Here is a 26,171-nt window from a genome sequence, read left to right on the forward strand (position 1 = left end):
CGCTCACTGGGTTACCTCCTGACGCGCGCTACCCGATCGGTTGAATCCCCGTTCCCGCGCCACGTCGGCGAGCAGACCCTTGAGCTGCTTGCGGCCGCGGTGCAGGCGAGACATCACGGTGCCGATCGGGGTACCCATGATCTCGGCGATTTCCTTGTAGGGGAAGCCCTCTACGTCCGCGTAGTAGACCGCCATCCGGAATTCCTCCGGAAGCTCCTGTAAAGCCCGCTTGATCTCGTCGTCCGGCAGCGCCTCGAGCGCCTCCATCTCGGCCGAGCGCAGGCCCGTCGAGGTGTGCTCGGCGGTGGCGGCCAGCTGCCAGTCGGTGATCTCGTCGGTCGGATACTGCGCGGGCTGGCGCTGCTTCTTCCGATACGAGTTGATGTAGGTGTTGGTGAGGATGCGGTACAGCCAGGCGCGCAGGTTGGTGCCCTCCCGGAAGGAGCGGAAACCCTGGTACGCCTTGGCGAAGGTCTCCTGCACCAGATCCTCGGCATCGGCCGGATTGCGGGTCATGCGCAGGGCCGCGCCGTAGAGCTGGTCGAGCAGCGGGAGCGCGTCGCGTTCGAAACGCGCGGCCAGATCGGCGTCACTGGCGGTGCTGCGGACCGCGCCGGATTCCTCGTCGTTGTCGTCGACCACCGGGTCGTCGATGCCCTCGTTCATGGCCGTATCGTCATCGCCTGGGCGATCGACAGCCATTTCGTCGTCGCTCGTCACGCTCATCCCTTCGATCGCCGTAGCTTGTGAATCTACCGCGAGCGGGGTGAGCACCGCGAAACCGGCATCGGTCGCGGACCCGGGAATGCGGACGAGCGGCAGGGTCCCGGTCGAGCGGGCCTGCGCCATCCGCGGGCGGGTGTCCACCAGAACGGTCACCGGGGCATCTCCTTCGCACACTCCGCCGACCGGGTCGTTTCGGTCGCGCATGGCGTGCAACATGCCGGGTGGTCGCCGTGTTCCCGGGACGCGGAAAACCGGTGTCGCGGCCGGGGCGCGGCGTTCTAGGCTGGTCGGCCATGGCCGCCGCTTCCACTCCCGCGATCCGTGTCCTGGTGCAGGCGAAGGTCGAGCACCGGGTGCACTCCTACCACCACGATCCGCGCAGCGATTCCTTCGGGGCGGAGGCGGTGGCGGCGCTGGCCGAGGAGTTGGGCGTTCGTGCCGAACAGATCTTCAAGACCCTGGTGATCGAGGTGGGCGCGGGCCTGGCGGTCGCGGTGCTGCCCGTGCCGAACACGCTGTCGCTGAAGGCGGCGGCCGCGGCGCTGGGCGGCGGCAAGGCGGGCATGGCCGATCGGGCCAGGGCCGAGCGCACCACCGGCTATGTGCTGGGCGGCATCTCCCCGCTGGGCCAGAAGAAGCGGCTGCCGACGGTGATCGACGAGTCCGCGCTGCGGTGGGACCGGGTGCTGTGCAGCGCCGGTAAGCGCGGACTGGAGATCGAGGTCGCCCCGGAGGATCTGGTGCGCCTGACGGGAGCGGTGACCGCGTCCGTCACCACGGGCTGAGTCGCCCGCGGGTCCGTGCCCGTGCTGGCCGGGCATGGATTTCCCCACATATTTGCTTGCTACAACTAGTTGTCTGGTACAAATAGTTGCACAGCCCAAGCAAAGGAGGTGTGCCGAAACATGTCCGTACCCCCGGCTCCCGGCGTCGACGCGCCGTCAGCCGATATCCCCGAGGCGCTCATCGACGATGTCGCCCGGCAGCTCATCCGCCTGCACCGCCTGCGCGACCGCACCAACGCCCAGATCGCCGCGGCCAGCGACGGCGAGGTCGAACCGGCCGCCTTCGCCATCCTGTTCCAGCTGATCTGCCAGGGGCCGATGCGCTCGGGCGCGCTGGCCGAGACGCTCTACTCCGACGCCTCCACGGTCAGCCGACAGGTCGCCAATCTGGTGAAGCGCGGCTTCCTGGAACGCCGCGCCGACCCCACCGACGGACGCGTCAGCGTGCTGTCGGTCACCGACGCCGGGCACGCCGCCGCGGCCGAGATCCGGGCCCGGCGCAATCAGTCGCTGCGACTCATGCTGGCCGACTGGACCGGCGCCGACCGCGAAACCTTCGCCACCCTGCTGCGGCGCTTCGTTGACGACTACGAGACCACCCGCAGCGCCCTGCTCACCAGCCTTTACCCGACTTCTCGAGCGGCAGAGAGACATTCGTGACAGCCACCACCGATACACCGAACTCCGCGGGATTCACCCACAGACAGATCCTCACCATCCTCAGCGGACTCATGCTCGGCATGCTGCTGGGTGCGCTGGACCAGACCATCGTCTCCACCTCCATCCGCACCATCGCCGACGACCTCCAGGGATATTCGCTCCAGGCGTGGGTGACCACCGCCTACCTGATCACCGCCACGCTGGCCACCCCGCTGTACGGCAAGCTCTCGGACATGTACGGGCGCAAGCCCTTCTACCTGGCCGCCATCAGCCTGTTCATCGTGGGCTCGCTCATGTGCACCCTCGCCCAGTCGATGTACCAGCTCGCCGCGGCGCGGGCGTTCCAGGGACTGGGCGCGGGCGGGCTGATGTCGCTGGCGCTCACCATCCTCGGCGATATCGTGAGCCCGCGGGAACGCGCCCGCTACCAGGGCTACTTCCTGGCCGTCTTCGGCACCTCCAGCGTGGTGGGGCCGGTGCTGGGCGGTCTGATCTCCGGACAGGGCGAAATCCTCGGCATCACCGGCTGGCGCTGGGTGTTCCTGGTGAACGTGCCGATCGGCCTGGTGGCGCTGGCCGTGGTGTCGCGGGTGCTGCGGCTGCCCAAGGTGGAACGGTCGAAGGTGCCGGTGGACTGGTTCGGCGTGCTCATGCTCGCCATCGGCATCGTGCCGCTGCTGGTGGTGGCCGAGCAGGGCCGCGAATGGGGTTGGGGCAGTGGAGGTTCGCTGGCCTGCTACGTCATCGGCGCACTCGGCATCCTCGGCTTCATCGCGGTGGAGGCCCGGCAGGGCGACGCCGCGCTGATTCCGCTGCGCACCTTCAAGAACTCCACCTTCGCGCTGGGCGTGGTGATCTCGTTCGTGGTCGGCATGGCCATGTTCGGCGGCATCACGCTGCTGCCGCAGTACCTCCAGGTGGTGCAGGGCTCGAGCCCGACGCTGGCCGGCATGCAGATGCTGCCGCTGGTGCTGGGCATGATGACGGCATCGATCATCTCCGGCCAGCTCATCTCGCGCACCGGGCGCTACCGCTGGTTCCCGCCCATCGGCGCGGTGCTGGTGACCCTGGGCCTGTTCCTGCTGCACCTGGTCTCGGCCGACACCGAACTCTGGGTGGTCATGGTCTTCATGGCGATCACCGGCCTGGGGCTGGGCAATCTCATGCAGCCGCTGATGCTGGCCCTGCAGAACGCGCTGCCGCCGAAGGATATGGGCGTCTCCACCGCGGCCGCCACCTTCTTCCGGCAGATCGGCGGCACGCTCGGCGTGGCGATCTTCCTGTCCATTCTGTTCTCGCAGCTCACCCCGAACATCTCCGATGAGCTGCGGGCGGCGTCGGCGCGGCCGGAGTTCCAGGCCGCGGTGGTGGCCGGTGCGCGCAGCGACAACCCGGCCGACCGGGCGCTGGCCACCGGGCTGGCGCGACAGGATCACTCGGCGGCGGGTGAGGTCATGCAGGACAGCTCGATCATCCAGCAGCTGGACCCGACCCTGGCCGCACCGTTCAAGGCCGGTTTCGCCGATGCCATGGACACCGTGTTCCTGGTGGCCGCCGGGGTATCGGTGATCGCGCTGCTGCTGGTGGCGTTCTGGAAGGAAGTGCCGCTGCGCACGGCGGGCGGCATCCAGGCGCGCACCGAGGACGAGCGAGCCGAGGCGGAGATCGCGGCGGCGGCGAAGACCATCGCCTAGCCGGCCGAGTCCATGGCGTAATACGACGCGTCCGGCGCGAATCCTCGGGTTCGCGCCGGATGTGTGCGTTACTTGAGGACGCGCTCGCAGTTCCGCTCGCAGTTCACCGACAACAGTCGTTCGACCCGAGGATGTGATGCGGTATGTCCCCCCGTCAGCGTGTACGCACCGTCGGGTTCGCCGTCTGCGGCGCGGCGATCCTCGCCCTCGGCCCCGGATCGGTGGCCGCCGCGCACGCGGCACCCGGGGTGGTGCTGACCGCCCCGGCGAATCCGAACTACCCGCTCGGCAGCGATCCCGGCCCGTCCGGTGAGCCGAAGAAGGACAAGAACATCGAGAAGGCCGAGAACCTGGGCGGCGGACTGGCCACCAAGGTCATCGACACCATCGCGGGTGTGACCAAGTGCGGCATCTCCTTCGCGCTGCCGTCCGTGAAGTGCAAGGTCTGAGGGGCTGATCGCATGCTCGTGCCCGCCGCCTCCCGCGGCGGGCACAGTCGTGTGGGCCGCGGATGCCGGGCGCGTTGAAGCAGCTCGCCTGCCCGGGCCGCGTCGAGGCCGCCCGGTTTTCGGGCACCGTCAGAGCAGGCTGGTCTGTCCGGCCTGCTCGTCCACCCGCCCCAGCAGTTCCGGGCCGTTGTTCTTCACGCTGTTCACCAGCATCGGCACCGGGCGCGCGATGATGTCCGCGATGTCTTGTGGGGCGGGCGTTTCCAGGAGTTCCGCGGGGGCCGGATGGTCGGGGTCCAGCCAGGCGTCCCAGTGCGCGCGCGGCATGGGCAGCGGCATGCGGTCGTGAATCTCGGTGAGGTCGCCGACCGCGTCGGTGGTCAGGATGGTGCAGGAGAGCAGCGGTTCGGAATCCCGGACCTCGCGGTCGCGCCAGACCGACCACAGGCCCGCCATGTAGAGCCGCTCACCATCGGCGTGCGACATGAAGAAGGGCCGCTTCACGGCCTTGCCCTGCGCGTCCACCTCGGTGACCCACTCGTACCAGCCGTCCATGGGGACCAGGCAGCGCCGCTTCTTCACCGCGTCGCGGAACGAGGCGGTGGTGGCGGCCTTGTCGGCGCGGGCGTTGAACAGCGGCTTGCCCTTCGCGGGCACCCCGGGCTCGGCGGCCTTGGTCCACGGCGGGATCAGCCCCCAGCGCATCGTCCGGATGCGTAGTCGGGCGGCCTCCTCCGGATGGTCGCGGTCGTGCCGCTCGACCACCGTGACCACCTGATTGGTGGGAGCCACGTTGTAATTGGGGGTGCCGGTGTCGTCGGTTTCGTCGATGGCGTCGAGCTCGACGGCCAGCGACGCCGGATTCGTCGTAGTCGCGTACCTACCGCACATGTGGACCATGCTGCCATCGGACACCGACAGATTCCGGTCATCGGGCGTACCGTAGATGTGGCACACGTAACTGATGGCAATTGACTTCAGTTGGCGGGTGTGAGACGTTCTCCCCATCACATTCTCACCAAGGGATCGCCGCACATCATGTCTACTACCGAAACCGCCGTCACCGAGCGGGACGAATCATTGACATCCGTCAACCCGGCGACCGGCGAAACGCTGGCCACGTACCGGATCGACGATGAGGACGCCGTGCGGGCGGCGGTCGCCAAGGCCCGTACCGCCGCCGCCACCTGGGGGGCGCTCTCCTACGACGAGCGCAAGAAGCACCTGCTGCGCTGGACCAGCAAACTGGTCGAGAAGTCCGATGCACTGTGCGAACTCATCCACGCCGAGAACGGCAAGCCGCGCGACGACGCCTTCCTCGAACTCATGCTGGCGCTCGAGCACATCTCCTGGGCGGCCAAGAACGCCGAGAAGGTGCTCAAGGCCAAGAAGGTCTCCCCCGGCGCGCTCATGGCGAACTTCGCCGCGCATCTGGAGCAGCGCCCGCTCGGCGTGATCGGTGTCATCGGTCCGTGGAACTACCCGGTCTACACCCCGAACGGCTCCATCGCGTACGCGCTGGCGGCCGGAAACACGGTGGTGTTCAAGCCGAGTGAGTACTCCACCGGGATCGGCAACTTCTTCGCCGCCGCCTTCGCCGAGGCCAACCCGGAACTGCCGGACGGGGTGTTCACCACGGTCAACGGCTACGGCGCGACCGGTGCGGCGCTGGTACGGGCCGGGGTCGACAAGATCGCCTTCACCGGTTCCACCGCCACCGGCAAGAAGATCATGGCCGCGGCGGCCGAGACGCTGACCCCGGTGCTACTGGAGTGCGGCGGCAAGGACGCGGTGATCGTGGCCGCCGACGCCGACATCAAGGCCGCCGCCGACGCCGTGGCCTGGGGCGCGACCGCCAACAGCGGCCAGACCTGCGCCGGTGTCGAGCGCGTGTACGTGGACTCCTCGATCGCGGACGAGTTCGTCGCCGAGGTGAAGCGCATTCTCACCGACATCAAGCCCGGCTCCGACGACAAGGCGTCCTACGGACCGATGACCATGCCCTCGCAGGTCGACATCGTGCGCCGACATATCGAGGACGCGCTGAAGAACGGCGGCAAGGCCGTGCTCGGCGGGCCGGAATCGGTCCAGGGCCCGTACATCGCACCGGTCGTCATCGTGGACGCCGACGAATCCTCCGATGCCGTGCGCGAGGAGACCTTCGGCCCGACCGTCACCATCAAGACGGTCAACGGCATCGACGAGGCGATCCAACTCGCCAACAACAACAAGTACGGCCTGGGCTCGGCGGTCTACTCCAAGAAGCAGGGCCTCGAGATCGCCCGCCGCCTCTCCGTGGGCTGCACCTCGGTGAACTCGGTGCTCGGCTTCGCCGCCATTGCCGCCCTGCCCTTCGGCGGCGTCGGCGACTCCGGCATCGGCCGCATCCACGGCGCGCCCGGCATGCTGGAATTCACCCGCCCGCACTCGATCGCGGTGCAGCGCTTCACGATTCCCGGCATGGCCCTGCTCTCCTACAGCCGCACCGACCGCACCATGAAGCTCCTCCGCAAGCTGGTCCCCTTCCTGCACGGCCGCCACAAGTAGAGCCCGGCCACCTGCCGCCGATCAGTCGATGCCGGTCCCCGCGGGGACCGGCATCGCCCTGTGCCGGCCGGACGACCGCACCCTGTCACTCCCCACGACGACTGGTCTCGCATCCTTCGGGGCAACTCACCGGGTACGCCCGGCGTCGGACCACCACCCGGCCGTCGGCACGCGCGCCTGACGATCAACGGCTATCGGCCGCGCGCTGAATACGCGGAGAGGCGAACCGGGCTCCCAGCCGCGCGCGGAATACGCGGAGAGGCGGACCGGCTTCCAGCCGCGCGCTGAGTACGCGGAGAGGCGGACAAGGATGCGGTAATGCGAAGATGGACTGGTGACTTTCTGGCCCGCGCCCCATGTCGATGTCCCCGTGCATGCGACCGTGACCCTGCCCGGATCGAAATCCATCACCAACCGTGCGCTGATTCTCGCCGCGCTGGCCGATCGGCCGTCCACCATCACCGGTGCGCTGCGCAGCCGGGACACCAACCTCATGATCGAGGCGCTGCGGGCGCTGGGCGTCGGCATCGAGGGTGACGCCGACACCGTGACGGTGACGCCCGCGGCGGAGCTGGGCTCCGCCACGGTGGACTGCGGGCTGGCGGGCACGATCATGCGGTTCCTGCCGCCGGTGGCGGCGCTGGCGCGCGGTGACGTCGCCTTCGACGGTGACGAGCAGGCGCGGGTGCGGCCGCTCGGGACGATCCTGGACGCGCTGCGCGCGCTGGGTGTCGACATCGACGGCAGCGCACTGCCTTTCGTGGTGCACGGCACCGGGACGCTGCGCGGCGGGCCGGTCACCATCGACGCGTCGGGTTCCTCGCAGTTCGTCTCGGGGCTGCTGCTGTCGGCGGCGCGGTTCGAGCAGGGCATCACGGTGAACCACCAGGGTGCGCCGCTGCCGTCCATGCCGCATATCGAGATGACCGTGCAGATGCTGCGGCAGGCCGATGTGCGGGTGGACGCGCCCGAGGATCCGCGGCGACCGCAGACCTGGACGGTGTCGCCCGGACCGATTCGCGCGGTGGACTGGGAGGTGGAGCCGGATCTGTCCAACGCCACCCCGTTCCTGGCCGCGGCCGCGGTGACCGGCGGCGAGGTGTGCATTCCGCACTGGCCGCGGCTCACCACCCAGCCGGGTGACGTGATTCGCGAGATCCTGGTGCGGATGGGCGCGGAGGCCCGCTTCTACGACAGCACCCTGATCGTGCGCGGCCCGGATCGCCTGGCGGGCATCGATATCGATCTGCACGACGTGGGCGAGCTGACCCCGACGGTGGCCGCGCTGGCCGCCCTGGCTGATTCGTCGTCGCGGCTGCGCGGCATCGCGCATCTGCGTGGGCACGAGACCGACCGGCTCGCGGCGCTGTCCACCGAGATCAACCGACTCGGCGGCAAGGTCACCGAGACCGAGGACGGGCTCATCATCGACCCGACCCCGCTCTCCGGCGGCCTCTGGCATTCCTACGCCGACCACCGGATGGCCACGGCCGGAGCGATTCTGGGCCTGGCGGTGCCCGGTATCGAGATCGAGGACATCGGTACCACCGCCAAGACCCTGCCGAACTTCGTGGCCCTCTGGGAGGGCATGCTGGCCGACTCGGGAGTGGTCCGCTGAGGCGGCGCGAGTACGACGAATCCGATGTCCGGGTGCGCCCGGGCAAGGGTTCCCGTCCCCGCACCAAGACCCGGCCCCGCCATCTGGACGCGGCACCGGCCATGGTCGTCTCGGTCGACCGCGGCCGGTGGGGCTGCGTGCTCGACGGCGATCCGGAGCGGCTCATCGTGGCCATGCGTGCCCGGGAGCTCGGGCGCACCCCGATCGTGGTGGGCGATCAGGTGGACGTGGTCGGCGACCTCTCCGGCAAGCCGGACACGCTGGCCCGCATCGTCCGCGTGGCCGACCGTTCGACGGTATTGCGCCGCACCGCCGACGACACCGATCCGTTCGAACGCGTGGTGGTGGCCAATGCCGAACAGCTGTTCATCGTGGTGGCACTGGCCGATCCGCCGCCCCGCACCGGATTCGTGGAGCGCGCCATGGTGGCCGCGTACGTCGGTGGGCTGCAACCGATTCTGTGCCTGACCAAACATGACCTGGTGGCGGAATCCGAATTCGCGGCCGCCTTCGAGGATTTGGATCTGACCATCGTCTACGGCGGGATCGAGGATCCGCTCGACCCGGTGCGAGACCTGCTGCACGACAAACTCACCGCCTTCATCGGCCATTCCGGGGTCGGCAAGTCGACACTGGTGAATCGCCTTGTCCCGGACGCGGATCGAGCCACCGGCACGGTGTCCGGTGTGGGCAAGGGACGCCACACCTCCACCCAGTCGGTGGCGCTGCCGCTCCCGGACGGCGGGTGGGTCATCGACACTCCGGGCCTGCGCTCCTTCGGTCTGGCGCACATCACCCCCGACGACGTCATCAAGGCGTTCTCCGACCTGTCTGAGGCCATCGAGGACTGCCCGCGCGGCTGCACCCACCTCGGCCCGCCCGCCGATCCCGAATGCGCGCTGGACCAGCTGCCCGGCAAGGAACGCCGAGTGGCCGCCATCCGGCTGCTGCTGACCGCGATCAACGCCAACGATCCCTGGTTCCGCGGTCAGTCCGGCTGAATCGAGCGCGGGGCATCACCACCGCCCCTGCTCGCCCGCTACTCCACGCCCGACCGGATCGACGGCCCCCGAACCGAATTCGAATACGAGCTCTACGACCGCGTGGCGGACCCGCTGGAGCTGCGCAATCTGGCCCACGGCGGTGGTGCGTCCGCGCTGGTCGACGAACTCGACGAACTCACGGACTCGCTCGTCGCCCAGGAACTGCATCAAAATATTCCTTGACAAGAATATTCCCTTCAGCGAATACTTCTGGGCATGGATCGGATCGCATCGGTACTCGGGGACACGGCCCGCTGGCGCATGGTCGAACTCCTGGCCGAGCGGCCGCGATCCGTCGGTGAGCTGGCCCAGCTGACCGGTCTGCGGCAGCCGCAGACCACCAAACATCTGCAAACCCTCGCCCGAGCGGGTCTCGTCACGGTGTTCCCGCTCGGACAGCGGCGCGTCTACGCGCTGGAGACATCGCCGCTGCACGACCTGGCACAGCGGCTGCGGGAACTGGCCGACATCGCGGCGGCGCATGCCGACGAACGCGACGCACTGGCGAACTACCGCACCGCGATCGACACGGAAACTCGTGCCGCGCAGCGGGATCGGTGGGCCGACGGGCGCGCCTTCCGGTTCGAGCGCGCCCTGGCCGCATCCCGCGATCTGGTCTGGCGGTACTGGACCGACACCGATCTGCTCGGCTCCTGGTGGTCGCCACCGTCGCTGAGCATCGCCGCATGCGTGCTCGAACCGGAGCCGGGCGGCCACGTCGTCCTCGACTACCGCGACGCCGAGGGCACGCACTACCGCTCCACGGGCCGGGTCGAGGCCGCGACCGAGCCCGAACACCTCGTCTTCGACCTGTCCGTCCTGGACGCGGCCGGAGCGGTCTCCTTCACCGGCCACTACGACCTGACCCTGACCGAGGTCGCGGACGGCACCCGCCTGCGGCTCGACCTCACCCTCACCGATACGGCCGTCGCTGCCGCCCCCTACATAGCCGGGATCGAAACCGGCTGGAACCAGGTGCTCGGCAGGCTCGCCGACACCATCGCCGCTCGACTCACGAAGGAAGTACAGCCATGAGCACCACTCGCACCGTGACCGCCAATATCAGCCTCACCCTCGACGGACGCTACAACGGCCCCGGCGGCCCCGGCGATCTGAGCGCGATCGTCCCCTACGCGGGCACCGACGTTTCCCGCGACCAGATGTCGCGCATGTGCGAGAACGCCACCACGGCGGTGCTCGGACGGGGCAGCGCCGAAGGCTTCCTGGGCTATTGGCCCTCGGTCGCCGCCGACGAGAACGCCGATCCGCGCGACCGCGGATACGCGAAGTGGCTGGTCGACGCCGACAAGGTCGTCCTCTCCAGCACACTGGCCGAAGCCCCGTGGGAACGCACCCGCGTGCGGAACGCCCCGACCGCCGACGTGATCGCGGAACTGCGGGCCGAGGGCACCGGCGACATTCTCGTCAACACCAGCCCGAGTGTGATCAAACCACTGCTCGCCGCGGACCTGCTCGACCGCCTGTACCTGGTGATCTGCCCGCAGATCGCCGGGGGCGGCCAGCGGCTGTTCGAGGACGGACTGCCGTCGTCGAAATGGGCGCTGACCTTCCAGGAGACCGGCGAATCGGGTGTCGTGGCGGTGATCTACGACCGCGTGCGCGACTAGCCCTCCCGCATCACTTCGTGATGTATCGGTTCGTCGATCCCCCTCCGACCGTCGCCGTCGCGGTGCCGCGCGGCCGCAGCGCCGCGGCGACGAGATAGCCGCCTCCTGCCACGGCCAGCGCCCAGTACAGGTTCGCCCCCTCGAAGAAGAGTGCCGCCGAGGCAATCACCGCGAGCCACGCGCCGAGAGTGAACTGCGGCATGTCGTGGTAGGCGACTCCGCCAGCGAGATAGATCATTCCGACGACGAGTCCGGAACCGCTGGGCCACAACAGTGTTTGCACCTGCTCAGGGTCCATCACAGCACTCAGCGCCGTGATGAGGAGATACAACGCGACGAAACCGATCAGCCACGAGGCGGCCAGCATGTAGCCGACGACAGCCTCGCGGCCACGAGCACCGCGCTGCGCCCGGATCATGACCACCGCCGTGATGATCGAGGCGGTCGACATTCCCGCGATCAGGAGGACCGGACCGGTGGCGGCAGGTATCCCCAGCATGGGATCGTCACCCTCGGTCAGAGCGTATGCACCGTATCCGAGTAGCCAGGTGAGTCCGAAACCCACATACGAGGCTCTATTGTTCGGGACGGCGCTCGCGGCGGTCATTGCGCGTGGATTGGTCGGGCTCATGTCGGATCCTCCTTGACGACAGGAGAAGTAGAACCTGGCCACGCCTTCGGATTCCACGGGTTGAGAGTCAACTCACCCGGGCACGGGGCGAACCCTGTGGGCGCAAAGCCTTACCGCTACAGCGGATATCGCGCTCGTCACAGGATAGCGCGAGCGCTGATGCGATAGGGTCGGGCGTATCGGAAGACGCATCGACGGTGTGGGGCGGATGGGTCCGGCGAAACTCATGCCCGCGACCTCGCCGATGCAGAGGCCGTCCTCGGAGCGTTGTCCGCCGGTGCCGTGGCGGCCAGTGCCTGCGAGAAGGCTTGTAGGCGCGCCGTTTCCCGGTCGCGGTGCCAGATCAGGCCGAGGCGGGACGGCGGCAAGCCGGTGACCGGGACGAACCGGATGAGGCGGCGGCCGTGGTACTCGGCGGTGGGATCGCACAGCAGCAGTGCGCCGCGCCCGGCCGCCACCAGGGCCAGGCCCTCCTCCAGGGTGCTCACCGCCGGGCCCGGTGGGATTCGGCGGCCGGTCGCGGTGGCGGTCGGGGCCTGGACCGCGCGCCAGTAGTCCGGGGCCGGGCCGCGCACGCCGATCAGGGCCGTGGCGGTCAGATCCTCCAGCGTGACACCGGATCGGCGGGTGAAGGGATGCCCGCGGGGCACCGCCACCGACACCGGCTGTGGGGAGAACACCTGTCCGAGCACGATATCGGGCTCGCGGACGGGTAGCAGGACCACAGCGGCGTCGACCTCGTGCCGGTGCACCGCCCCGAAGGGATCGGACAGCGGAATCTCGGTGAGCTCGATGGCACAGTCCGGATAGCGGGTGGTGAACAGCGCGATGGCGCTCATCAGATGCTCATTGGTCGCGCCCTGGAAGCCGAGGCGCACCGTCCCCGACACGCCGCGGGCGGCGGCGCGGGCCGTGTCGAGGGCGGCGTGCAGGGCGGTGTACGCGGGCCGCACCTCGGCCAGGAACGCGTCGCCGAGCGGTGTCAGCCGCACCCGGCGGCTGGTGCGCTCCACCAGGGTGGCGCCCACCCGCCGCTCGAGCGAGCGCAGCAATTGGCTCACCCGGCTCTGCGACAGGTAGAGCCGCTCCCCGGCCCGGCCGAAGTGCAGTTCGTCGGCCAGGGCAAGGAAGGCCTCGAGTTCACGCACATCCAGGCTGCCCATAAGTCCTCCCGACCCACACCGACGATTCATTAGCCCGGCTCATGGAACCATGAGGGCTCCGCCGTTGTTCCCCGCCGTCGCGGACAGTTGGCTGGACGACATGGAGCATGTCGAGCAAGTCGCGAATACGGCTGTAGCCCCGCGGGATTCGGCGGGGCCGCGGCAATGGGCCGGGGTGGCGGCACTGGCCGGGGGCACCTTCACGGTGGTCACCGCGGAGATGCTGCCGGTGGGACTGCTGACGCCGATGAGCGAGGCGCTGCGCATCAGCGCCGGCACCGCCGGACTGTCGCTGACCGTGACCGGCCTGGTCGCCGCCGTCTCGGCGCCGCTGCTGACCGCATGGGGCGGGCGGTTCGATCGGCGCACCATGCTGGCGGTGCTCATGGCGGTGGTGCTGCTGGGCAATCTCGGCACCGCGTGGGCTCCGGGTCCGGTCGCGCTGATCGTGGCGCGCGTACTGGTGGGCATCGGGATGGGCGGAGTCTGGGCGATCGCGGCGGGGCTGGCCGTGCGCCTGGTGCCGCCGCGGTCGGTGGGGGCCGCCACCGCGCTGGTGTTCAGCGGTGTCGCGGTGGCCTCGGTGCTCGGCGTCCCGGCGGGGACGTTCATCGGCGCGGTCGCGGGGTGGCGGGCGGCCTTCGCGGTGGTCGCGGGCCTGGCCCTGCTGGTCGGCGCGGCCATGCTGATCTGTCTGCCGAACCTGCCTGCCGCACAGGCCGTTTCGCTGCGCGCGGCGCTGGGCCGGGCGCGAGTTCCACGGGTGCGCACCGGATTGGTGGTGGTCGCCTTCCTGGTGACCGGGCATTTCGCGGCCTACACCTATATCCGCCCGGTACTGGAGAGCCGAGCGCACGCGGACGCCGGTCTGGTGTCGACGCTGCTGCTGGTCTACGGAATCGCGGGCGTACTGGGCAATTTCGCCGCGGGCGCGCTCGCGGCCCGGTCCCCGCGCCGCACCTTGATGGCCATCGCCGTGACGCTCGGCGCCACGGTGCTGCTGCTGCCGGTGCTGGGTGCGGCGCTGCCAGCCGCGGTGGTGCTGGTGGCCGTGTGGGGGCTGGCGTACGGCGGCGTCTCGGTGAGCGCCCAGATGTGGTTGGCGGCCGCGGATCCCACGGCGCGGGAGAGCGTATCGGCATTGTTCGTCGCGGTCTTCAATGCGGCCATCGCCGCGGGCGCGCTGCTCGGCGGGCTGGTGACGGATCACCTCGGCGTGGCATCGGCCATGGTGGTGGGCGGTCTGTTCGGATTCACCGCCCTGCTCGCGGCGGCGACGGGCCGCGCCCCGGCGAGTCCTCGCCCCTGAACACGCCCGCGATGTCTCGATGGGAGCGGCGCTGTCTCGGTTCCGTTCTCAGCGCGGTCTACGGCTGAGAGTCACCACGACAACGAAGAGTCCCACCGTCGTCCAGGCGGACCAGTCGCCGAAACGCGCATAGACCGTGGGCTCCGAGGTCAGCGGGATGTCGGCGAGCACGGATGTCGTCATGGTGAGATCCGTTCGCGCCGAAGCCAGTACCCGCCCCCGAGGGTCGCTCGCGACGAGTTCACCCAACTGTGCGGTCCGCGCCACGCCCATCCCCGATTCGACACCGCGGATGACCGCCATACGGCTGTGCAGCCAGTGGTCGTCGGTGAAGTCCAGGGCCGGAACCAGCAGCAGCGTGGCTCCGAGGCGACGGTTCTCCCCGGACCAGGGCGGGTCGGTCCAGATCGAAGCACACCGCCTTCCTCGCGGGCGCATGCTCCTGGCTGGGCGGTGCGGTGTGGCTGTGGCCGTACCTGACGGGGACGGTGGCGCAGCCGGTGCCGGCGACGGTCGTTCTGCTCGGCGGTTCCGCGCTGTGGTTCGGTGTGCTGGTCGCCCTGATGTCGGTGTTGCTGCGGCACGGTCGCGCCTGGTCGGCGGTCGTCGCGGTGGCGAACGGAACCGAAAGGCGGGGCGCGACCAGCAATACCGGCAGCGGCGCCAGCAACGCCAACCCGGGCACCGGATGCAGTCCGGTCCCGAGGTGCCACAGCACCGCCGACAGCAGTGTCGCGGACGCTGCGATCGCCGGCTGTCTCACGTGGTAACCCCTTCTCCCCCGGCACGAGATCGCCGAGCGGTCACCATCGTCCGCAATACGCCCGCCGGGCCGCATCACACTCCGGTACGGGCCCGAACTCACCCGCGAGTACGACGCCGAGGGGCGGTTCGTCACGCGTGCGGGGCCGCGCACCGCGCGAACGGGCCGGTACGCGCACATACCGGAAACGACGAGGGCGTCCGAGCCGCAGCTCGGACGCCCTCGTCGTCGGTGGGATCAGCGGCGGCGCTTGGACTTCGGGGCCTTGTCGTGCTTGCTCGCGGCCCGGGCGGCCTCGCGGCGCTCCCGGCGGGTGCCGGTGGTGGTCCCGGCGTGCCCGTATTCCTCGGCATCGCTGTGGACGGCCGCGTGGCCGCCCTCGTCCGGACCGGAGTAGCTGAACGCGCGGGACCCGGCGGAGTCGTCGATTCCCTTGGCGCGCAGTGCCGCCGGAGCGCCGTTGGCGGCCGGGGCGGGCTGGTCGACCGGCTGCGGGCGGGAGCCGACCGGCGACTGCAGGCCCGCGGCGACGTTCACCCCGGCGGGCTGCGGCGCCTGCACCTCGACCTGGAGGTTGAACAGGAAGCCGACCGACTCCTCCTTCAGACCGTCGAGCATGGCGGTGAACATGTCGAAGCCCTCGCGCTGGTACTCCACCAGCGGATCGCGCTGGGCCATGGCGCGCAGGCCGATGCCCTCCTTGAGATAGTCCATCTCGTAGAGGTGTTCGCGCCATTTGCGGTCCAGCACGCTCAGCAGCACCTGGCGTTCCAGATTGCGCATGCTGCCCTCGCCCGCGAGGCCGTCGATCTCGGCTTCACGCTTGGCGTAGGCGGTGTGCGCGTCGTCGAGGATGGCGTCCAGCAGTTCGTCGCGATCGAGGTCGCCGAGTTCGCCGTCCTCGGACTCACCGGCCAGGTCGCGGTAGTCGATGCCGATGGGGTACAGCGTCTTCAGCGCGGTCCAGAGCTTGTCCAGATCCCAGTCCTCGACATAGCCCTCGGCGGTGGCCGCGTGCACGTACTCGGTGATGACGTCGGTGATCATCTCCTGCACCTGGCCCTCCATATCCTCACCGCTGAGGATGCGGGCGCGCTCGGCGTAGATCACCGTGCGCTGCTGGTTCATGACCTCGTCGTACTTGAGGACGTTCTTGCGGATCTCGAAGTTCTGCTGCTCGACCTGCGTCTGCGCCGACTTGATGGCCCGCGAGACCATCTTGGCCTCGATCGGCACGTCGTCGGGCAGGTTGAGCCGGGTCATGATCGACTCCAGCGCCGCGCCGTTGAAGCGCCGCATGAGCTCGTCACCCAGCGACAGGTAGAAGCGGGACTCACCCGGGTCGCCCTGACGGCCGGAGCGACCGCGCAGCTGATTGTCGATACGCCGCGACTCGTGGCGCTCGGTGCCGAGCACGTACAGCCCGCCCGCCTCGCGCACCGCCTCGGCGTCCGCCTCGGTCTGCTGCTTGACCCGCTCCAGCGTGCCGTGCCAGGCGGCCTCGTACTCGTCCGGGGTCTCCACCGGGTCCAGGCCCTGCTTGCGCAGCAGGATGTCGGCGATGATGTCCGGGTTGCCGCCGAGCACGATGTCGGTACCGCGACCGGCCATATTGGTGGCGACGGTGACCGCGCCGGGCCGACCGGCCTCGGCGATGATGGTGGCTTCCTGCTCGTGGAACTTGGCATTGAGCACGTTGTGCGGAATGCCGCGCTTGGTCAGCAGCTTGGACAGGTACTCCGAGCGCTCCACCGAGGTGGTGCCGACCAGCACCGGCTGACCCGCCTCGTGCTTCTCGGCGATGTCGTCGGCGACCGCGACGTACTTGGACTCCTCGGTCTTGTAGATCAGGTCGGGCTGGTCCTTGCGGACCATCGGCTTGTTGGTGGGAATGGGCACCACGCCGAGGCTGTAGATCTGGTGCAGCTCGGCCGCCTCGGTCTCGGCGGTACCGGTCATGCCGGAGAGCTTGTCGTAGAGGCGGAAGTAGTTCTGCAGCGTGATCGTGGCGAGGGTCTGGTTCTCGGGCTGGATCTCCACGCCCTCCTTGGCCTCGATGGCCTGGTGCATGCCCTCGTTGTAGCGACGCCCCACCAGGATGCGGCCGGTGAACTCGTCGACGATGATCACTTCACCGTTGCGGACGATGTAGTCCTTGTCCTTGGTGTACAGCTCCTTGGCCTTGATGGCGTTGTTCAGGTAGCTGACCAGCGGCGAGTTGGCCGCCTCGTACAGGTTGTCGATGCCGAGCTGGTCCTCGACGAATTCGACGCCCGCCTCGTGCACGCCGATGGTGCGCTTCTTGATGTCGACCTCGTAGTGCAGGTCCTTCTTGAGCAGCGGGGCGATACGGGCGAACTCCGCGTACCACTTCGAGGAGGCGTCGGCCGGACCCGAGATGATGAGCGGGGTGCGGGCCTCGTCGATGAGGATGGAGTCGACCTCGTCGACCACGGCGAAGTTGTGCCCGCGCTGGACCAGGTCGTCCAGCGAGTGGGTCATATTGTCGCGCAGGTAGTCGAAGCCGAACTCGTTGTTGGTGCCGTAGGTGATGTCCGCGGCGTAGGCCGCGCGGCGCTCGGCCGGGGTCATGCCCGACAGGATCACGCCGACCTCGAGACCGAGGAAGCGGTGCACGCGGCCCATCCATTCGGCGTCGCGCCGGGCCAGGTAGTCGTTGACCGTGACCACGTGCACACCGGCGCCGCTGAGCGCGTTGAGGTAGGCGGGCAGCACACAGGTGAGGGTCTTGCCCTCACCGGTCTTCATCTCGGCGATATTGCCGATGTGCAGGGCCGCGCCACCCATGACCTGCACCTTGTAGTGCTTCTGGTTGAGCACGCGCCAGGACGCCTCGCGGGCCACGGCGAACGCTTCCAACAGCAGTTCGTCGAGGGATTCCCCGTCGGCGTAACGCTGTTTGAACTCGTCGGTCTTGGCGCGCAGCTCGGCGTCGCTGAGGGCCTCGATTTCCTCGTCGAGGGCGATGACCTCGTCCGCCAGATGCGACAGCCGCTTGACCGTGCGACCCTCACCAATCCGTAGCAACCTCGAAAGTGTCAGCGCAGGCACGGGCTCAGTCAGTCCTCTGGTAGGTGTGTCGGTCTTGATTCCCCGGAGGGTTTCGGGCCGCGCGGATGCACGGCCAAACCCCATGGTAATGCTGTCCCGATCGTATGCGCTGAAGTGCGCAGGCGGGCGACCGGGCGGCGACCCGGGCGACCGCCGGAGTTCGCCGGGCGCCGATTTCCCGGCCACAGCTACCATCCAGCGAATGACTTTGGCGCAGAACCTGTTTCACCGGCGTTGGCGTAGGATGGTGAGCGTCCGTCGCGTGGGTGCGCGTTCTCGCGCACTCCAGAGGGGTTCGGCGACGGCGCAGGGGGCCGGGCATCGACGCCCGTTCTCCCCAGTGATCCGGATCGCTTGCGCACGGAACCGGCACGCATACCGCTGACGGGAGCGGCAGGATGGGTGCGGGTCGGCAGGGAAAAGCAGGGAGTAGCGGGCAGCGTGATCACCAGACTGACGCCGCAGGACGCGTCGTTCTACCGGCTCGAATCGAGTAGCAACCCGATGCATATCGGCTCTCTCGCGATTCTGCGAAATCCCGGCTCCACCGGGAATTCCGGCAGGCGGCCGCTGGATTACGACCGACTCGTCGAACTGGTGGAGGCCCGGCTGCCGCTGGTGCCCCGCTACCGGCGCAAGGTGCGCGAGATCCCGTTCGCACTCGGCCGTCCGGTGTGGGTGGACGACGCCGGGTTCGACATCACCTATCACATCCGCCGCTCGGCGCTGCCGGAACCGGGGACCGACGCGCAGCTGCACGACCTGGTCGCCCGGCTGGCCTCGCATCCGCTCGACCACACCCGGCCGCTGTGGGAGATGTACCTGGTCGAGGGACTGGCAGGGGGCCGCTGCGCGGTGTTCACCAAATCGCATTCGGCGCTGGTGGACGGTGACGTCGCCCTGGAGATCGGGCATGTGATCCTGGACACCTCCGCCGCGCCCCGTGAACTCGCCGACGACGCCTGGACCCCGCACCGCGAACCCGCCGACCTGGAACTGCTGATCGGCGCGATCCTGCACCTGGCGACCCAGCCGCGGGAGGCGTTCGAGGTCATCCGCCACCAGGGCGCGGAGGCGTTCGCCTTCGTCGACGCCACCGGCAAGGCGGTGAGGAAGATGGTGTCGATGGTGCGCGCCGCGGCGGTCGGATTCGCCGACAGCCCGCTGAACACGCGGACCTCCCGCAATCGGCGGTTCGAGGTGGCGCGCACGGATCTGGAGGACTACCGCAAGATCCGCCGGCGATTCGACTGCTCGATCAACGACGTGATCCTCTCGGTGGTCACCGGCGCGCTGCGCAACTGGCTGCTCTCCCGCGGCGAGGTGCTCACCGAGTCCTCGGCGCTGCGGGCCGTGGTGCCGATGAGCGTGTACGCCGAGGGGCCCGACGGTGAGCTGAAACCGGCCGGTCGGGTGGCCTCGCTGCTGGTGGACCTGCCGGTCGGAGAACCCAATCCGGTCATCCGGCTCTCCCACCTCAAGCACGCCACCGAGGTGCACACCAAGCATCAGCACGGCGTGCGCGCGCGGACCCTGGTGCACATGGCCGGATTCGCCCCGGCGAGCCTGCATGCCATGAGTGTGCGGGCAGCGAGTACGTTCGCAGAACACACGTTCAATCTGGTGATCACCAACGCGCCGGGTCCGCAGCGGCCGATGTACGTCGGCGGCGCGCGGATGCTGGAGATGTATCCGGTATCGCCACTGCTGCGCTTTCAGGCGCTGAGCATCGGGATCACGTCCTACGACGGGCGCGTGTTCTACGGGCTCAACGCCGATCGCGACGCGATGGCCGATATCGCGGTGCTGACCGCGTCGGTGCACGAGTCGATGGAGGAGATGCTCGGTGCCTGCGTCCAGTGAGTCGTCCCACCGCGCCGTATCCGGGAAGCTACGGGTCTATGTGCCCGTCACCGTGGCCATGCTGCGGGAGCTGGTGACCGAGCGGGAACTGCGGGCGGTGAACGACACCGCCTTCGCGCTCACCCCCGCCCTGCGCGAGGCGTACGCCTCCGGCGATGACGAGGAACTGGCGGAGGTCGCCATGGGCGAGGCCGCGCGGGCCTCGCTGCGGCTGCTCGCCGACGACCGGGCCGCGGCGGAACTGCACGGCACCGATGCCGACGCCGACGCCGAAGGTGCCGGCGGCGCGGACGCGGTCCTGGATCCCGCGCTCGCCGACACTGCTGCCGCCGCCGACGGGACCGGCCGCCCGGTCTACCGCCGCGCCGTCGTCGCCGCCGATGTGGAGGGGGCGACGCTGCGCCCGGACCTCGACGACGCGGTGGTGCGGTTGAGCGGCCCCATCACCTGGAACCGCGTCGCCTCGGTGCACGTGGACCTGGTGGAGGCCGAACCCGCCGTCGCCAAGGCCGTCGACGTCATCGACGCCGCCGATATGGGCGATCCGGACGCCGAATTCGTGCTCGGCGACGCGGAGGACCATCAGCTGGCCTGGTACGCCACCCAGGAACTGCCGTTCCTGCTGGATTTGCTGTAGAGCCGGAGTGGGCGGTGCCGCGGGTGGGGCCGCCGCCCGTCGCGAGGTGATGAACGACCTCTTCCCTCGGTGACGACGGCCCCGTAACCTACGATGCCGTAACCTTGGCGGCAGAGGCGTGCGGATGCGCGCCGATTGCGCCGCGGCGGTGGCAACGAGGTCGGCCGCGAAGAGAACCACAGCGCTCGAGAGCGCGCACACGATGACGAGGAAGAGCGTCCGCGATCATGGGTTTGAAAGTTGGGGGTATGTCCGTGCGAGGGCTGCGCGAGTGGCTGGAGGCCCCGGTCACCGAGCACGAGCCCGCGGGGCGCACCCGGATGGAGGCGCTGCGCGGGGCCGCGGCCCGCATCACCACGCCGCTGCTGCCGGACGATTACCTGCATCTGGTGAATCCGCTGTGGTCGGCGCGTGAGCTGCGCGGGCGCATCGTGGAGGTGCGCAAGGAGACCGTCGACTCGGCCACGCTGGTGATCAAGCCGGGCTGGGGGTTCGACTTCAAGTTCGAGCCGGGCCAGTACATCGGCATCGGCGTCCTGGTGAACGGCCGCTGGCACTGGCGTTCCTACTCGCTGACCTGTCCCCCGGACTGGACCGATCCGGGCCACCGGTCCAAGCGGCTCATCTCCATCGCCGTCAAGGCCATGCCGGAGGGCTTCCTCTCCAGCCACCTGGTGTCGGGCGTTCCGGTCGGCAGCGTGGTGCGCTTGGCCGCACCGCAGGGCGGTTTCGTGCTGCCCGAGCCGCCGCCCGCGAAGGTGCTCTTCCTCACCGCGGGTTCGGGCATCACTCCGGTCATGGCCATGCTGCGCACCATGGACCGCCGCGGTGTGGTGCCCGATGTCGTGCACGTGCACTCCGCCCGCACCCCCGACGATGTCATGTTCGGCGAGGAACTGCGCGAATTGCACGACCGGCACCCGAGTTTCACCGTCGACCCGCACTTCACCGGCGAGCACGGCAAGCTCGACCTGGCCGAGCTGGACCGGCGCGTGCCGGACTGGCGGGAGCGCGACACCTGGGCCTGCGGCCCGGCCGCCATGCTGGACGCCGCCGAGAAGCATTGGGCCGCCGCCGGTATCCCGGAGCGCCTGCATGTGGAGCGCTTCGAGATCGAACGCTCGGCGGTCGGCGAGGGCGGCACCGTCACCTTCGCCAAGACCGGCCGCAGCGTGGAGATCGACGGGGCGACCAGTCTGCTCCAGGCCGGTGAGGGCGCGGGCGTGCGGATGCCGTTCGGCTGCCGCATGGGCATCTGCCAGACCTGCGTGGTGACCATTACCGATGGTCACGTGCGAGATCTGCGCAACGGCAACGAACATCGCGCCGGTGACAAGGTGCAGACCTGTATCTCCGCCGCCGCCGGCGACTGCACCCTGGAAGTGTGAGCCGACGCCTGTACCCTCGATGACAGTCGAGCACGGTGCCGGACACGGCGCGATCTGCGACGCGCGTCCCGGTTCGGGGCATTCGAATCATGGAAGGATCCGCCGGTGGCAATCACCGACATCAAAGCTTTCGCACACCTGACGGAAGCCGATATCGAGACCCTGGGCCAGGAGCTCGACGCGATTCGTCGTGAGGTCGAGCTCTCGCTCGGCGAACGCGACGCCAAGTACATCCGCCGGACGATCGCGGCCCAGCGGGCGCTGGAGGCCGCCGGGCGCGCCACGCTGTTCTTCTCCAAGAAGCGCTGGGCCTGGGTCACCGGCACCGCGCTGCTCTCGGTCGCCAAGATCATCGAGAACATGGAGCTCGGGCACAACATCAGCCACGGGCAGTGGGACTGGATGAACGACCCGGAAATCCACTCCACCACCTGGGAGTGGGATATGACGGCGACGTCGGCGCAGTGGAAGGCCGCGCACAACTACTCCCACCACACCTACACCAATATCGTGGATATGGACCACGACGTGGGCTTCGGCATTCTGCGCATGACCCGCGACGAGGAATGGCGGCCGCGCAATCTCGCCCAGCCGGTGGGGAATCTGGTGCTGGCGGCGCTGTTCGAGTGGGGCATCGCCCTGCACGATCTGTCCATCGCCAAGGAGCATGCCGGGGTGGATCAGCGGCGGGTGCTCTCGGAGCCCAACAAGGAGTTCTTCAAGAAGGCCGGGCGTCAGGTCGCCAAGGACTTCGTGATCTTCCCGGCACTCACCGGCCCGGCGTGGAAGCCGACGCTGAAGGCGAATGCCACCGCGAATCTGGTCCGCAATCTCTGGGCGTACGCCGTGATCTTCTGCGGCCATTTCCCGGACGGGGCCGAGAAGTTCACCCAGGAGCAGTTCGAGAACGAGACGCGGGGCGAGTGGTACCTGCGGCAGATGCTGGGCAGCGCCAATTTCGAGGCGGGTCCGGTGATGGCGTTCATGAGCGGCAATCTCAGCTTCCAGATCGAGCACCACCTGTTCCCGGACATTCCGAGCAATCGGTACGCGCAGGTGTCGGTGAAGGTGCGCGAACTGTGCGACAAGTACGACCTTCCCTACACCACGGGTTCGCTGGGCAAACAGTATCTGCTGGCATTCCGGACGATTCACAAGCTCGCGCTGCCGGACCGATTCCTCAAGCGCACCGCCGACGACGCACCGGAGACCTCGTCCGAGCGCAAGTTCGCCGGTATCACGCTGCCCACGATGCCGTCGATGCCGTCGATGCCGAGCGATGAATGGCTGGTCGAGCATCACTGGCCCGTCGACCCGGCCACCGGTAAGCGACAGGGCCTGCGGTCGGCCATGGCCGAGGCCAAGGTCGCGCTGCGGGAAAAGGCGCGGCACGAGAAGGAAGTGCTGCGTGAGGCCAAGGCGGCGCTGAAGGAGAAGGCCAAGCACGAGAAGGCCCTGCTGCAGGAGAAGGCGCGCAACAGCGAGCGGGGCAGGTCGTTGTCACGCTTCCTGCGACGGAATCCCTAACATATCGACATCTCGAAAACAATGCGTTTTTCGACACGTTAGAGATTCATTCGTAGGTAACCTACGGGACCGTAACCTACGGTAGTGTAACCGCCATGGCGATCTCGGATGTCAAAGAATACGCACATCTCACCCCCGAGGATGTCGAAGCCATCGGCGCGGAACTGGACGCGATTCGCCGCGAGATCGAATCCTCTCGTGGCGAACGCGACGCCAAATACATCCGCAATGTGATCCGGTTGCAGCGCGGCCTCGAAATCAGCGGCCGCGCGGTGCTGTTCGCGAGTCTCTTCCCGCCCGCCTGGTTCGCCGGCGTGGCCCTGCTGTCCACGGCCAAGATCATCGAGAATATGGAGATCGGCCACAATGTGATGCACGGCCAGTGGGATTGGATGAACGATCCGGAAATCCACTCCACCAGCTGGGAATGGGACAACGTCGGCCCGGCCGAGCACTGGAAGATCACCCACAACTTCCTGCACCACAAGTACACCAATGTGCTGGGCATGGACGACGACATCGGCTACGGACTGCTGCGCGTCACCCGCGATCAGCGCTGGTCGCCGTTCTATCTCGGCCAGCCGGTGTACAACCTGCTGCTGCAGATGTTCTTCGAATACGGAGTGGCGATCCAGCATCTGGAGCTGGGCAAGGTCGCCAAGAAGAAGTGGGAGCCGGGCAGCCCCGAGCGCATCCAGTTCGAGCAGGACCGCGCACTGGTGCTGAAGAAGATGGCCAAGCAGGCGGGCAAGGACTATCTGCTGTTCCCGCTGCTCACCGGTCCGGCGTTCTTCGGCACACTCACCGCGAACTTCACCGCCAATGTGATTCGCAATGTGTGGACCAACGCGGTGATCTTCTGCGGACACTTCCCCGACGGCGCGGAGAAGTTCACCCGCCGCGATGTGGAGACCGAGACGCAGGCCGAGTGGTACCTGCGGCAGATGCTGGGCAGCGCCAACATCTCCGGCGGACGGCTCTTGCATTTCATGACCGGCAACCTCTCGCACCAGATCGAGCACCACCTCTTCCCGGACCTGCCCTCCAACCGGCTGGCGTCCATCGCGGTGCGGGTGCGGGCCATGTGCGACAAGTACGACCTGCCCTACACCACCGGCTCGCTGCCGGTGCAGTACGCCAAGTCGTGGCGCACCATCATGAAGCTCTCGCTGCCCAACAAGTACCTGCGCCACACCACCGACGACGCCCCGGAGACCAAGTCGGAGAAGGCGTTCGGCGGCGCACCGACGGTGGACCCGGCGACCGGCCGCCGCCGTGGGCTGCGCACCGCCCTCGCCGAGGGCCGCCGACGCATCACCCGCCGCAGGGAACCAGCCCCGGTCGGCTGAGCGGTTCCGGATCGAATCCCGACGCCCCCTGTCTCTCGACAGGGGGCGTCGTGGCGAGCGGGCCGTGGACACGACCACCACGTGCGCCGGTTCCGGACTGGGAGCTGGGCGCGTACAGCGGGCGGCATGCGGGCTCGGGGAGGCTGGGCGCGCCGCCCGGACAGCGCACGGCGAGCAGCGGAGGCTGGACACGACGACCGGGAGAGCGCTGGGCGTGCTACGCGGCGGACTGCGGAGGCTGGGCGCGCCGCTCGGCAAACCTCCTGGTTCACTGGTGGGCGTGTGTGCTGAAGGTCCGCTTGCCCCCGCCGAGTATCCGAGCGTCTACGACGTGATCCGCCTGCGTCGGGATGTGCGCGCGGAGTTCACCGGCGAGGTGGTCGACGACGCGACCCTGCTGCGCATTCTGGATGCCGCTCACCGCGCGCCCAGCGTCGGCAATTCCATGCCCTGGGATTTCGTGGTGGTGCGCGCCGCGGACACGCTGCGCGCCTTCGCCGACCACGTGGCCGGCCAGCGGCGGGCCTTCCACGCCTCGCTGCCCGAGGACCGCGCCCGGACCTTCGACCCGATCAAGATCGAGGGCATTGCCGAGTCCGGCACCGGCATAGTCGTCACCCACGACCAGGCGCGCGGCGGCTCCCATGTGCTCGGCCGCGCCACCGTCCCGGAAACCGGCCTGTACTCCACCATCCTGGCCATCCAGAACCTGTGGCTGGCCGCCACCGCCGAGAGCGTCGGCGTGGGCTGGGTGAGCTTCTACGACACCGCGTACCTCGCCGACCTCATCGGCGTGCCCGAGGGGGTCAAGCCCGTGGCCTGGCTGTGCGTCGGCCCGGTCCGCGAATTCCAGCGGATCCCGGATCTGGAACGGTTCGGCTGGCGCGACCGCCGCCCCCTCGAGGCGGCCGTGCACTGGGAGCGCTTCCCGAGCCGCGAGCAGCGGACATGAGCGTCCAGCGCCCCGAAAAGTCCTGTCTCGGAACCCAACCGGCTCGAGATTAGCGTGATCGGTACCGCACGGCAGCGGACCGGGCGGACCAGCGAGACCTCGAGGGAAGTTCTCATGCAGCGATTCGCCGTCACGACCGCCATGGCGTTCGCCGTGCTGACCGCGGCGGCACCCGCCGCCCGAGCCGACAGCGCCGATGCCCGACCGGTGGTCGGCTCCACCTGCATTCCGGTGTACGGGTTCAGCGCGGGGGCATGCCAACCGGGCACGCTGCTGGACTGGCTGCAGTTCCTCGCCACGGGATCGGCGGGGATGTCGTCCCGCTGATATCGGCGTTCCGGGGTCGATGCCGATCGACCCCGTCGCG

The 26,171-nt window shown here is 68.8% G+C and carries 24 protein-coding genes; 17 read left to right on the forward strand and 7 right to left on the reverse strand.

The genetic code is table 11. The annotated features are described in order from the left end of the window. Nucleotides 1-3: 3 nt before the first annotated feature. A complete protein-coding gene (locus tag QMO76_RS05865; RefSeq protein ID WP_372341910.1) occupies nucleotides 4-702 on the reverse strand; it encodes a sigma-70 family RNA polymerase sigma factor in 699 nt (232 codons plus the stop codon). A gap of 317 nt (nucleotides 703-1,019) precedes the next feature. On the opposite strand from QMO76_RS05865, the gene ybaK reads away from it, so the two are divergent. From ybaK to QMO76_RS05885, 4 genes are all read left to right on the forward strand, one after another. After that, nucleotides 1,020-1,511: a Cys-tRNA(Pro) deacylase gene (ybaK, locus tag QMO76_RS05870; protein ID WP_306360137.1), complete on the forward strand. Its 492-nt coding sequence runs from the start codon at nucleotides 1,020-1,022 to the stop codon at nucleotides 1,509-1,511. 120 nt (nucleotides 1,512-1,631) lie between these two features. Continuing rightward, on the forward strand, nucleotides 1,632-2,171 hold the full coding sequence (locus tag QMO76_RS05875) for a MarR family winged helix-turn-helix transcriptional regulator (protein WP_306360138.1): 540 nt from the start codon (nucleotides 1,632-1,634) through the stop codon (nucleotides 2,169-2,171). Further along, entirely contained in the window at nucleotides 2,168-3,865 is a 1,698-nt protein-coding gene (locus QMO76_RS05880) for an MDR family MFS transporter (RefSeq protein WP_306360139.1), read from the forward strand. Before QMO76_RS05875 ends, QMO76_RS05880 begins: the two co-directional genes overlap by 4 nt. Before the next feature lie 143 nt (nucleotides 3,866-4,008). After that, nucleotides 4,009-4,314 (forward strand): hypothetical protein, encoded by a 306-nt coding sequence (locus QMO76_RS05885; protein ID WP_306360140.1) that lies wholly within the window; start codon nucleotides 4,009-4,011, stop codon nucleotides 4,312-4,314. 129 nt (nucleotides 4,315-4,443) lie between these two features. Here QMO76_RS05885 and QMO76_RS05890 read toward each other — a convergent pair whose 3' ends face one another. Further along, nucleotides 4,444-5,205 (reverse strand): SOS response-associated peptidase, encoded by a 762-nt coding sequence (locus QMO76_RS05890; RefSeq protein ID WP_306360141.1) that lies wholly within the window; start codon nucleotides 5,203-5,205, stop codon nucleotides 4,444-4,446. Nucleotides 5,206-5,352: 147 nt separating this feature from the next. Between QMO76_RS05890 and QMO76_RS05895 the strand changes: the two genes are divergently transcribed. The 3 genes from QMO76_RS05895 (at nucleotide 5,353) to rsgA (ending at nucleotide 9,480) form a co-directional block, all read left to right on the forward strand. Then, nucleotides 5,353-6,861: an aldehyde dehydrogenase family protein gene (locus tag QMO76_RS05895; RefSeq protein WP_306360142.1), complete on the forward strand. Its 1,509-nt coding sequence runs from the start codon at nucleotides 5,353-5,355 to the stop codon at nucleotides 6,859-6,861. 334 nt (nucleotides 6,862-7,195) lie between these two features. After that, on the forward strand, nucleotides 7,196-8,479 hold the full coding sequence (aroA, locus tag QMO76_RS05900; protein ID WP_306360143.1) for a 3-phosphoshikimate 1-carboxyvinyltransferase: 1,284 nt from the start codon (nucleotides 7,196-7,198) through the stop codon (nucleotides 8,477-8,479). Further along, entirely contained in the window at nucleotides 8,476-9,480 is a 1,005-nt protein-coding gene (gene rsgA / locus QMO76_RS05905; RefSeq protein WP_306360192.1) for a ribosome small subunit-dependent GTPase A, read from the forward strand. The genes aroA and rsgA overlap by 4 nt, the downstream gene beginning before the upstream one ends. Before the next feature lie 15 nt (nucleotides 9,481-9,495). Here rsgA and QMO76_RS05910 read toward each other — a convergent pair whose 3' ends face one another. After that, nucleotides 9,496-9,690 (reverse strand): hypothetical protein, encoded by a 195-nt coding sequence (locus QMO76_RS05910; protein WP_306360144.1) that lies wholly within the window; start codon nucleotides 9,688-9,690, stop codon nucleotides 9,496-9,498. A 48-nt stretch (nucleotides 9,691-9,738) separates the two neighbouring features. Here QMO76_RS05910 and QMO76_RS05915 point away from each other — a divergent pair, with 48 nt between their 5' ends. Together QMO76_RS05915 and QMO76_RS05920 are read left to right on the forward strand one after the other, a co-directional pair. Then, nucleotides 9,739-10,557, forward strand: a complete 819-nt coding sequence (locus QMO76_RS05915) for a metalloregulator ArsR/SmtB family transcription factor (RefSeq protein WP_306360145.1) — start codon at nucleotides 9,739-9,741, stop codon at nucleotides 10,555-10,557. After that, nucleotides 10,554-11,150 carry a dihydrofolate reductase family protein gene (locus tag QMO76_RS05920; RefSeq protein ID WP_306360146.1) on the forward strand — a complete coding sequence of 199 codons (597 nt, stop codon included), beginning with the start codon at nucleotides 10,554-10,556 and terminating at the stop codon, nucleotides 11,148-11,150. The genes QMO76_RS05915 and QMO76_RS05920 overlap by 4 nt, the downstream gene beginning before the upstream one ends. Nucleotides 11,151-11,160: 10 nt before the next feature. Here the strand turns inward: QMO76_RS05920 and QMO76_RS05925 are convergent, their stop codons facing one another. After that, nucleotides 11,161-11,601, reverse strand: a complete 441-nt coding sequence (locus QMO76_RS05925) for a hypothetical protein (RefSeq protein ID WP_306360147.1) — start codon at nucleotides 11,599-11,601, stop codon at nucleotides 11,161-11,163. Between the two features lie 404 nt (nucleotides 11,602-12,005). Next, on the reverse strand, nucleotides 12,006-12,944 hold the full coding sequence (locus QMO76_RS05930) for a LysR family transcriptional regulator (protein WP_306360148.1): 939 nt from the start codon (nucleotides 12,942-12,944) through the stop codon (nucleotides 12,006-12,008). Between the two features lie 49 nt (nucleotides 12,945-12,993). Between QMO76_RS05930 and QMO76_RS05935 the strand changes: the two genes are divergently transcribed. Continuing rightward, nucleotides 12,994-14,253 carry an MFS transporter gene (locus QMO76_RS05935; protein ID WP_306360149.1) on the forward strand — a complete coding sequence of 420 codons (1,260 nt, stop codon included), beginning with the start codon at nucleotides 12,994-12,996 and terminating at the stop codon, nucleotides 14,251-14,253. A gap of 48 nt (nucleotides 14,254-14,301) precedes the next feature. Here QMO76_RS05935 and QMO76_RS05940 read toward each other — a convergent pair whose 3' ends face one another. Together QMO76_RS05940 and secA are read right to left on the reverse strand one after the other, a co-directional pair. Then, nucleotides 14,302-14,691: a hypothetical protein gene (locus QMO76_RS05940; protein WP_306360150.1), complete on the reverse strand. Its 390-nt coding sequence runs from the start codon at nucleotides 14,689-14,691 to the stop codon at nucleotides 14,302-14,304. 562 nt (nucleotides 14,692-15,253) lie between these two features. After that, nucleotides 15,254-18,088 (reverse strand): preprotein translocase subunit SecA, encoded by a 2,835-nt coding sequence (gene secA / locus QMO76_RS05945; protein WP_306360151.1) that lies wholly within the window; start codon nucleotides 18,086-18,088, stop codon nucleotides 15,254-15,256. A 441-nt stretch (nucleotides 18,089-18,529) separates the two neighbouring features. On the opposite strand from secA, the gene QMO76_RS05950 reads away from it, so the two are divergent. From QMO76_RS05950 to QMO76_RS05980, 7 genes are all read left to right on the forward strand, one after another. Further along, nucleotides 18,530-19,951, forward strand: coding sequence for a wax ester/triacylglycerol synthase family O-acyltransferase (locus QMO76_RS05950; RefSeq protein ID WP_306360152.1), 1,422 nt, complete (start codon nucleotides 18,530-18,532; stop codon nucleotides 19,949-19,951). Then, the gene (locus QMO76_RS05955) at nucleotides 19,935-20,588 is read left to right on the forward strand and encodes a hypothetical protein (RefSeq protein WP_372341902.1); all 654 of its coding nucleotides are present in this window, start codon (nucleotides 19,935-19,937) and stop codon (nucleotides 20,586-20,588) included. The genes QMO76_RS05950 and QMO76_RS05955 overlap by 17 nt, the downstream gene beginning before the upstream one ends. A gap of 248 nt (nucleotides 20,589-20,836) precedes the next feature. Further along, complete coding sequence (locus QMO76_RS05960) at nucleotides 20,837-21,976, forward strand: ferredoxin reductase (protein WP_306360153.1); 1,140 nt, start codon at nucleotides 20,837-20,839, stop codon at nucleotides 21,974-21,976. A gap of 105 nt (nucleotides 21,977-22,081) precedes the next feature. Beyond that, complete coding sequence (locus QMO76_RS05965; protein WP_306360154.1) at nucleotides 22,082-23,503, forward strand: fatty acid desaturase; 1,422 nt, start codon at nucleotides 22,082-22,084, stop codon at nucleotides 23,501-23,503. Nucleotides 23,504-23,598: 95 nt separating this feature from the next. Next, nucleotides 23,599-24,852: a fatty acid desaturase gene (locus QMO76_RS05970; RefSeq protein WP_306360155.1), complete on the forward strand. Its 1,254-nt coding sequence runs from the start codon at nucleotides 23,599-23,601 to the stop codon at nucleotides 24,850-24,852. Nucleotides 24,853-25,132: 280 nt separating this feature from the next. After that, nucleotides 25,133-25,804: a 5,6-dimethylbenzimidazole synthase gene (bluB, locus tag QMO76_RS05975; RefSeq protein WP_306360156.1), complete on the forward strand. Its 672-nt coding sequence runs from the start codon at nucleotides 25,133-25,135 to the stop codon at nucleotides 25,802-25,804. 114 nt (nucleotides 25,805-25,918) lie between these two features. Next, nucleotides 25,919-26,131, forward strand: a complete 213-nt coding sequence (locus tag QMO76_RS05980) for a hypothetical protein (protein WP_306360157.1) — start codon at nucleotides 25,919-25,921, stop codon at nucleotides 26,129-26,131. Nucleotides 26,132-26,171: the final 40 nt, after the last annotated feature.

It is taken from the genome of Nocardia sp. CC227C, assembly GCF_030767025.1.
Lineage (GTDB): Bacteria > Actinomycetota > Actinomycetes > Mycobacteriales > Mycobacteriaceae > Nocardia.

Bases quoted from the DNA above. Each gene is read 5' to 3' on its own strand.
- QMO76_RS05865 (WP_372341910.1), bottom strand. From the start codon at position 702: ATGGCTGTCGATCGCCCAGGCGATGACGATACGGCCATGAACGAGGGC.
- ybaK (WP_306360137.1), top strand. From the start codon at position 1,020: ATGGCCGCCGCTTCCACTCCCGCGATCCGTGTCCTGGTGCAGGCGAAG.
- QMO76_RS05875 (WP_306360138.1), top strand. From the start codon at position 1,632: ATGTCCGTACCCCCGGCTCCCGGCGTCGACGCGCCGTCAGCCGATATC.
- QMO76_RS05885 (WP_306360140.1), top strand. From the start codon at position 4,009: ATGTCCCCCCGTCAGCGTGTACGCACCGTCGGGTTCGCCGTCTGCGGC.
- QMO76_RS05890 (WP_306360141.1), bottom strand. From the start codon at position 5,205: ATGTGCGGTAGGTACGCGACTACGACGAATCCGGCGTCGCTGGCCGTC.
- QMO76_RS05895 (WP_306360142.1), top strand. From the start codon at position 5,353: ATGTCTACTACCGAAACCGCCGTCACCGAGCGGGACGAATCATTGACA.
- QMO76_RS05910 (WP_306360144.1), bottom strand. From the start codon at position 9,690: ATGCAGTTCCTGGGCGACGAGCGAGTCCGTGAGTTCGTCGAGTTCGTC.
- QMO76_RS05915 (WP_306360145.1), top strand. From the start codon at position 9,739: ATGGATCGGATCGCATCGGTACTCGGGGACACGGCCCGCTGGCGCATG.
- QMO76_RS05920 (WP_306360146.1), top strand. From the start codon at position 10,554: ATGAGCACCACTCGCACCGTGACCGCCAATATCAGCCTCACCCTCGAC.
- QMO76_RS05925 (WP_306360147.1), bottom strand. From the start codon at position 11,601: ATGTCGACCGCCTCGATCATCACGGCGGTGGTCATGATCCGGGCGCAG.
- QMO76_RS05930 (WP_306360148.1), bottom strand. From the start codon at position 12,944: ATGGGCAGCCTGGATGTGCGTGAACTCGAGGCCTTCCTTGCCCTGGCC.
- QMO76_RS05935 (WP_306360149.1), top strand. From the start codon at position 12,994: ATGAGGGCTCCGCCGTTGTTCCCCGCCGTCGCGGACAGTTGGCTGGAC.
- QMO76_RS05940 (WP_306360150.1), bottom strand. From the start codon at position 14,691: ATGCGCCCGCGAGGAAGGCGGTGTGCTTCGATCTGGACCGACCCGCCC.
- QMO76_RS05960 (WP_306360153.1), top strand. From the start codon at position 20,837: ATGTCCGTGCGAGGGCTGCGCGAGTGGCTGGAGGCCCCGGTCACCGAG.
- QMO76_RS05970 (WP_306360155.1), top strand. From the start codon at position 23,599: ATGGCGATCTCGGATGTCAAAGAATACGCACATCTCACCCCCGAGGAT.
- QMO76_RS05980 (WP_306360157.1), top strand. From the start codon at position 25,919: ATGCAGCGATTCGCCGTCACGACCGCCATGGCGTTCGCCGTGCTGACC.